The sequence below is a fragment of the Oleiphilus sp. HI0128 genome (assembly GCF_001635365.1).
Genome location: NZ_LWGG01001098.1, coordinates 1 through 1,265 on the forward strand (window position 1 = coordinate 1; position 1,265 = coordinate 1,265).

Below are 1,265 nucleotides of genomic sequence, written 5' to 3' on the forward strand. Positions count from 1 at the left end.
ACTTTGTGCAACATCTGGAGCAAACGCTGGAGAAAGCTGGTGAGCATGATTTATTAATTGCGAGCTTTAGGCAGTTGGTGAGTTTTCAGCCAGAGTATACCCCCTATTATTTATCCCTGGCTCACTGGCTAATTGTCTCTGAGGAGTGGGATGAGGCTGAACTAAGCCTTGTGTCAGCAAGGCATGACCTTAAATATGGCGAGGAGGTTCAGCTATTGGAAAATACCATTGCTGAACTTAGAGACCGTTCTAGTCAGTATATCGTTCCCTTGCAAACTATTGGTGAGCACTATTTGCTTGAGCTGCTTGTTAATGACGAGCACAGTTTGTCGCTAATGATTGATACGGGTGCTTCAATGACTGTCGTGAAGACAGAGTTTGTTCAAGAATATTTGCCTAGCCTTTTAGATGAGGCAGATGAGCTGCTGCTCAAGACCGCCAATGGCTCCGTCAAAGGGAGCAAAGTGCAGGTGGGTCAAGTCTCGCTTGGAGGATTATCAATGGGGGATGTTACTTTGGGAGTTTTGCCCTTATCTGACTTTACTTATGATGGGCTTTTGGGGATGGATATTCTCAAGCGTTTTGAGTTTAAAATTGACCAAGAAAATCAACAGCTGGTGCTGAATCCCCAGCTGTAAGTGTGTCGCTTAATTAGTCTTTAGATCTAGATAGCCCTTCTGAATTGATGTCTCAAAAGCTTTTGCTCCTTCAGCAAGCTCTTCAAAGCGAAGGCGCAGGGTTTTGAGTTTTTTTAATTCCTCGGCACTCGGTGAGTCATCAAGATCATCATATTTTTTTCCTAGTTCATACATGAACTTTAAATAAGCTGCCCGGCTCTGGGCCACGATATTGACGATGGGTTTTAAATCGCTGGTAGAAAGTGCCTCGATTTCAGGATTAATAATCTCCCTATTCGACTTCCGATACAGCTGCTCGTAGTGCAGCATCAATCGATTAATATCTTGTTCGTCCATTGTCTTAGTCCTGTGTAATATAAACGAGTGATTGGCTAATTTATTAAGCATAGAAGGAAAATACTCGGATTCAACTTTTATCCATGCTTTGAAAAGAGAAATGTTTCTGGGCAGGGTGTCTTTGCTTTTGATATCAAGCCAAGTATGCTTCGCGCTGATACTGAATAGGTTTACGAGTGCATATGGAAAACGAGAATAAAACAAATGCTCCAAAGGAGGGGGTGTCGAGCAATATTAAAGCAAAGCAGGCAAGTGGTTTGCTTCGCTCAAGCGGTATTGTTGGAGTAATGA

The 1,265-nt window shown here is 42.8% G+C and carries 2 protein-coding genes; one reads left to right on the forward strand and one right to left on the reverse strand.

Annotated elements, in window-relative coordinates:
* Nucleotides 1-638, forward strand: a 638-nt coding sequence (locus tag A3763_RS18760) for a TIGR02281 family clan AA aspartic protease (protein WP_197482973.1), incomplete at its 5' end; no start/stop codon positions are given.
* A gap of 9 nt (nucleotides 639-647) precedes the next feature.
* Here A3763_RS18760 and A3763_RS18765 read toward each other — a convergent pair.
* Complete coding sequence (locus A3763_RS18765) at nucleotides 648-974, reverse strand: hypothetical protein (protein WP_068516247.1); 327 nt, start codon at nucleotides 972-974, stop codon at nucleotides 648-650.
* Nucleotides 975-1,265: the final 291 nt, after the last annotated feature.

Coding starts and splice junctions, on each gene's coding strand:
- A3763_RS18765 (WP_068516247.1), bottom strand. CDS start 974: ATGGACGAACAAGATATTAATCGATTGATGCTGCACTACGAGCAGCTG.